Origin of the sequence: Pinirhizobacter sp., from assembly GCF_035317885.1 — a bacterium.
In the GTDB taxonomy this organism is placed as follows: domain Bacteria; phylum Pseudomonadota; class Gammaproteobacteria; order Xanthomonadales; family Rhodanobacteraceae; genus Pinirhizobacter.
The window spans coordinates 1-5411 of record NZ_DATHFX010000058.1 but is presented as its reverse complement, the minus strand read 5'-3'; the positions used below and the strand labels follow the sequence as shown (position 1 = coordinate 5411).

Sequence of the window (5411 nt, the reverse complement as noted above, 5' to 3'; positions counted from 1 at the left end):
TGACGGCAGCCCCCAGGGCGTTGCCCGGGGCGGCCCAGGTAGCGCGCAGGCGGGCGGTCTCAAGGTCCGTTGCCCCGCGCTTGGCAACCAGGCGGGAAAGGCGCTCGTCGTCCACCAGGCCCAGGGCGTGACCGGTTTCGGTAAGGCGCAGATCCGCGTTGTCCTCGCGCAGGTGCAGGCGGTATTCCGCCCGCGAGGTAAACATGCGGTAGGGCTCGATGGTGCCGTTGGTGGTGAGGTCGTCGATCAGCACGCCGATATAGGCCTCGTCGCGCCGCGGGAACCATGGAGCCTGGCCGCGTGCCTGGCGGGCAGCGTTCAGCCCTGCCACCAGGCCCTGCGCGCCGGCTTCCTCGTATCCGGTGGTGCCGTTGATCTGGCCGGCGAAGAACAGGCCGCCGATCGCACGGGTTTCCAGCCACGGGTTCAGGTTTCGCGGGTCGAAGTAGTCGTATTCGATGGCATAGCCCGGCCGCGTGATGTGCGCGTTCTCGAAACCGCGGATCGAACGCACCAGTTCAAGCTGCACGTCGAAGGGCAGCGAGGTGGAGATGCCGTTGGGATAGACCTCGAAGGTGTCCAGCCCCTCGGGCTCGACGAATACCTGGTGCGAGGATTTCTCCGCGAAGCGGACCACCTTGTCTTCGATGGAAGGGCAATAGCGCGGTCCGATGCCCTCGATCTGGCCGCTGTACAGCGGCGAGCGATCCAGCGCGCCGCGGATGATCTCATGCGTTCGTTCGCTGGTATGGGTGATCCAGCAGCTCACCTGGCGCGGGTGTTCGCCACGCGTACCCATGAAGGAGAACACCGGCGCGGGGATGTCGCCGGGTTGTTCGTCCATCACCGAAGTGTCGATGCTGCGCAGGTCGATGCGCGGCGGAGTGCCAGTCTTCAGGCGATCGACACCCAGTGACAGTTCGCGCAGGCGGCTTGCCAGGGTGGCCGCCGGCGGATCGCCGGCACGGCCGCCGGCATACTGCGCCGGGCCGATGTGGATCTTGCCGGCCAGGAACGTGCCTGCCGTAAGCACGACGGTCGCCGCGTGGAAGTCCAGGCCCATCTGCGTGCGTACCCCGACAACGCGGTCGCCTTCGAGCAGGAGGTCGTCGACGGCCTGCTGGAAGAGTTCGAGGTCCGGCTGCGTTTCGACCATCCGGCGGATGGCGGACTTGTAGAGCGAGCGGTCGGCCTGGCAGCGCGTGGCGCGTACGGCGGGGCCCTTGGAGGCATTGAGCGTGCGCCACTGGATGCCCGCGCGGTCGGCCGCATGCGCCATCGCCCCGCCCAGGGCATCGATCTCGCGTACCAGGTGGCCTTTGCCGATGCCGCCGATGGCCGGGTTGCAGCTCATCTGGCCGATGGTCTCGATGTTGTGCGAAAGCAGCAATGTGCGCGCACCGCAACGCGCGGCCGCCAGGGCCGCCTCGGTACCGGCGTGACCGCCGCCGACGACGATCACGTCGTAGCGGGTGGGATGGGTGAGCGACATGGCGAAAGGTGACGCGTAAGGGCAGGAGGTGCCTATTTTAACCCGTGTGGCGCCCGTGAACGGCAACCGGGGCAGGACGACACGATCAGGCGCGCATTGGGGGTCAGAGTAAGTACTCTGACCCCGCCCCCCACTTAACAAATGCCTTCCTGGCATGGCTGATGCATAAAATCCGGGGCACTTCCCCCGGGCAGATGCTGCGCACGATGCGCGCTGAGGTCAGGCGACAGGGGCCGGACCGCGTGCCGGGGAGGGTAGCAAGCTGGAAAAGGAGGATCTGGCGCCCGGCGGTCTCAGGAACAGGGGGAATCCAGGATGACCGTGTGCCGGGCGCCAGAAACCGTTAAAGGCTGGCATCAAAAGAACCGCACTTGCTGCGGTTTTTTGTTACCCCGAATATTTACGCCGATCGAATGAACGGCGTGTGACTTTTTCGTTGTTGATATGCCGGTAAGTGGCATCTCGTGACGCAGTACGTCAGGTTTTTGTCTATGTCGGAGATAGTGTGATGGAGATCACACTTGTGGCATGACCCATGCATCGTCCTACGTACCAAGCACCTCGGGAGGAGAATTGCCATGGGATCTCATGAACTGGAACCTGTCTACAGGCACCACGATCTGCTGATCGAACTAGGTCGTCTGGAAATGGCGATGGAGCACCTGGAAGGCCGCGACCAGGAAAAACGTGCCGCGGTGGCACCCCGCCTGGAACAGCGTATTGTCCGCGTGCGTCAGGAAATCTCACAGCTGGCTGCCTGATCCGCTCGTGTGCGATAACGAGGAGCGCCCCGCCACGCGGGGCGTTTTGTTGTTCAGCCCCCGACGACGCGATTCAGGATGTCGGCGAGGTCCCGTGACAGTCCTTCGTGGGCCTGCATGCGGTTCACCACTGCGCGAGCCAGTTCACGTTGCGGTTCCACCAGGCGCGCCCAGCCGTTGAAGGCGGTGCCCAGCCTCGCGCTCACCTGCGGATTGAGCGCATCGATCTGCAACAGGCGATCGGCGAACCAGCCGTAGGCAGCACCATTGGCGCGATGGAAGCCGGTTGGATTGGAGCGCGCGAAGGCGCCCATCAGCGACTGCACCCGATTGGGGTTCTTGAGGTTGAACGCGGGATCAGCTTCCAGGCGCTGCACGCGGCCAAGCGTCCCTTCGCCCGGCAGGGACGCTTGCAACATGAACCACTTGTCCAGGGCCAGGGGATTGCCGTCGTAGCGCGCGCGGTAGTGTGCAAGGCAGCTGGCGGCGGCCGATTCATCCGTACGCGCCAGGGTGGCCAGGGCCGCGAGTCGGTCCGTCATGCCCGGGGCGCTCTCGTACTGCCTGGCGGCGAGCGTGGCGGCCCTGGCCGGTTCCAATGTAGCGAGGAGGTCGAGCACGCGGCGCTGCAGGCGCCGCCTGGCTTGCGCGGTTGCATCGAGATCTGCGGTGGCACGGGCGAACAGGGTTGCATAGCGCGCTGCCAGCGTGCCTGCGCCCACTCGCTTGGCAAGCCTCGACAGCAACTGCTGGCGAGCCCCGTGCACGGCCGCCGGATCGTGCCGCGGCTGGCGGTCGGCAAGCTCGATCTCTCCAGGAGGCGTGAGCAATTCGGCCAGCAGGGCATCGTCCATCGACGGATCGGCGAAGATCGACGCGATCGAGGCCGTCCAGGCATCGGCAGCACCGTGGGCGTCCTGGCCCGAAAGGCAGGCGTCGAACGCCATCGCGGCCAGCTGCTGCCCGGCCTCCCAGCGATTGAAGCCGTCTACGTCGTGGCGAAGGAGCAGCGCAAGTTCGGTGGGTGCGTAGTTGTACTCCAGCATCACCGGTGCTGAGAAACCACGCAGCAGGGAGGGCACGACGTCCTCGCCGATGTCCTCGAAGACGAAGTCGCGCTCAGCGTGGCTGAGTACGATCACGCGTTCGTCGGCCGCGGCCTGGCGCGACTCGCCCTGCATGCGCAATGGCAGCATGCGGCCGTCGCTGGCGAACAGGGCCAGCTTTACCGGGATCGGCAGCGCCTGCTTGGCATCCTGGCCTGGCGTGGACGGGGTTTCCTGGGACAGGTGCAGCGTATAGCGGCGCTGGCCGGGATCGAATGAGCCGCGGCCGCGCAGGCGCGGTGTACCGGCTTGCGCGTACCAGGCCAGGTAAGGCGTGAGATCTACCCCGTTGGCATCGCCCAGGGCGGCGAGGAAATCCTCGATGGTCGCGGCTTCGCCGTCGTGGCGTTCGAAGTAGGCGTCCATGCCGCGGCGGAAACCCGTCCGCCCCAGCGAGCCTGCGATCATGCGCACCAGCTCGGAACCTTTCTCGTACACCGTGGCCGTATAGAAATTATTGATCTCGCGGTATTCGGCCGGACGTACAGGGTGCGACAGGGGGCCGGCGTCTTCAGGAAACTGCGCGCGCCGCAGCAGGGCGACGTCTTCGATGCGCTTGAGCGCCGCGGAGTTCATGTCGGCGGAAAAACTCTGCTCGCGGTACACGGTAAGCCCTTCCTTGAGGCTCAACTGGAACCAGTCGCGGCAGGTCACGCGGTTGCCGCTCCAGTTGTGGAAGTATTCGTGAGCCACCACGGCTTCCACGTGCAGGTATTCATCGTCCGTGCTGCTGTCAGGGTCGGCCAGCAGGTATTTCGCGTTGAAGATGTTCAGGCCCTTGTTTTCCATCGCACCCATGTTGAAGTCGTGGGTGGCGACCACGTGGAAGGCATCCAGGTCGTAGTTGCGCCCGTAGGTTTTCTCATCCCACCGCATCGAGCGCACGAGGGCGTCCATGGCGTAGTGGCAGCGACCGATCACATCGGCCTCGGCCCAGATGTGGATCTGCACGGCGCGGCCGTTGGCGGTGACGTAGTCGTGGCTGATCCGCTCCAGGTGCCCGGCCACCAGCGCGAAAAGATAGCTGGGCTTGGGATGCGGATCGACAAAGCGTGCCCAGTGGCGGCCATCGGCAAGTTCGCCGCTGCCGTCGGGGTTGCCGCCGGCCAGCAAAATCGGAAAGCGCCTGGCATCGGCGCTCAGGGTGACGGTATAGCGCGCCAGCACGTCGGGCCGGTCGGGGAAATAGGTGATGTGGCGGAAACCCTGGGCTTCGCACTGCGTAAGCAGGAAGCCGGCCTCGCGGCTGCCGGAGAGGTACAGGCCCTCCAGCGCGGTATTGGTCGATGGTTTGATGCGGACGCGGGTGGTCAGCACGAACTGGTCGGGTACCTCATGCATGACCAGGCCACGCTCGCCCGCCGTGTAGCGCGTGGGCGCCACGGCATGGCCGTCGATGAGTACTTCAAGCAGTTCCAGGTCTTCCCCGTCGAGCTCCAGCGGGGCGCCGGGGTCGCCGTCGCGGCTGAGGTCGAGCCTGGCGACGACCTCCGTTTCATCGATCCCTAGGGAAAAGTCGAGCTCCACGTGGGCCACCCGCCAGGTGGGTCGCGTGTATTCGGCCAGCCGCACGGCGGGGGCGGCACTGTCGTTGCGTGCTTTCATGTCGGGTGGGTCGCGCCAAGGCTGAACCGGCAGGCTAACATGCGGCTTTTCGGCTTGGCAGGACCATTCGATGAACCGATTCAGCATCACCCGGGCCTTCATGGGGGGATTTCCCCTGGTCGTGCTTACCGACAATGAGCGAGGGCTGGTGCTGCGCGTGGCCGAACGCGGGGCCACGGTGGTCGGTATCGAAGTGCCCCTGGCTAGCGGGAGCTTCCAGGTGGCCGACGGTTTCCGCGACGAGGCGGAGCTGGCCGCCGGCAAGAGCGCGCGTTTCGCCATCATGGCTCCGTTCGCCAACCGCATCGAGGACGGCCGGTACCGATTCGATGGCGCCGGATACGACATGCAACCCGGGATCACCGTCGACCGGGGTGTGCGCCACGGGTTCCTGCGCACGGCCGATTTCGACGTGGTCGATGAATTCCTTGGCGAGGACAGCGTCTC

Annotated in this window: 4 protein-coding genes; 2 read left to right on the top strand and 2 right to left on the bottom strand. The window is 65.6% G+C overall.

From position 1 onward, the window contains the following. Positions 1 to 1492, bottom strand: a 1492-nt coding sequence (mnmG, locus tag VK519_RS01755; RefSeq protein WP_324347069.1) for a tRNA uridine-5-carboxymethylaminomethyl(34) synthesis enzyme MnmG, incomplete at its 3' end; no start/stop codon positions are given. 578 nt (positions 1493 to 2070) lie between these two features. Between mnmG and VK519_RS01750 the strand changes: the two genes are divergently transcribed. Then, entirely contained in the window at positions 2071 to 2253 is a 183-nt protein-coding gene (locus VK519_RS01750) for a hypothetical protein (RefSeq protein ID WP_324347067.1), read from the top strand. A 53-nt stretch (positions 2254 to 2306) separates the two neighbouring features. Here VK519_RS01750 and pepN read toward each other — a convergent pair whose 3' ends face one another. After that, entirely contained in the window at positions 2307 to 4964 is a 2658-nt protein-coding gene (gene pepN, locus VK519_RS01745) for an aminopeptidase N (RefSeq protein ID WP_324347065.1), read from the bottom strand. A 70-nt stretch (positions 4965 to 5034) separates the two neighbouring features. Here pepN and VK519_RS01740 point away from each other — a divergent pair. Further along, on the top strand, positions 5035 to 5411 hold a 377-nt coding region (locus tag VK519_RS01740), incomplete at its 3' end, for an aldose epimerase family protein (RefSeq protein ID WP_524538970.1).